The sequence below is a fragment of the Lentibacillus populi genome, from assembly GCA_014642895.1.
GTDB classification, from domain to species: Bacteria; Bacillota; Bacilli; order Bacillales; family Amphibacillaceae; genus Lentibacillus_C; species Lentibacillus_C populi.
Genome location: BMJD01000129.1, coordinates 1 through 567, shown reverse-complemented (window position 1 = coordinate 567; position 567 = coordinate 1). Strand labels below are relative to the sequence as shown.

1 protein-coding gene is annotated in these 567 nt (G+C 34.0%); it reads left to right on the top strand.

What is annotated here, in order from left to right:
* Positions 1-470 (top strand): IS1634 family transposase (locus IEX12_RS23220; protein ID WP_188726004.1); only part of this gene is annotated, 470 nt, incomplete at its 5' end.
* Positions 471-567: the final 97 nt, after the last annotated feature.

The window sequence follows — 567 nt, the reverse complement described above, 5'->3', positions numbered from 1 at the left end:
AACAATCACTTCAATTAGATATGAAAAAACTGCAGGCTGAAGAAGCTCTTGATGGATACTATGCGATATTTACAAGTGAGTACAAAGAAAATGATGACCGCATTATTGATATATATCGAGGATTATGGCGTATTGAGGAATCCTTCCGAGTGACAAAAAGCGATCTTGAAGCTCGCCCTGTTTATGTTTCAAAAGAAAAGCATATCCACGCTCATTTTCTAACATGTTTTATCGCACTCGTTATAGCTAGAATTATTGAAGTGAAATTAAATTATAAATATAGTGTAGGCCGCATACTCAATAGTCTTTCGAAAGCTGAATGTACGCACATGAAACAAAATTACTACCTGTTTGATTATTACGATGAGGTTTTAAAGGATCTTGGTAAGGAATTTAATATTGACTTCGCAAAGAAAATACGTTCACAAGGGGAAATTAAAAAAATTTTAGCAGCGTCAAAAAAGAGTTGAAATTCGCTATGTTTTTTCGCAAAAAAATGACAGCCAAAAACCCAACGATTTATAGGGTTCAAGGCTGTTTTATCTCTTTTTAACTGCAAAACTCAGG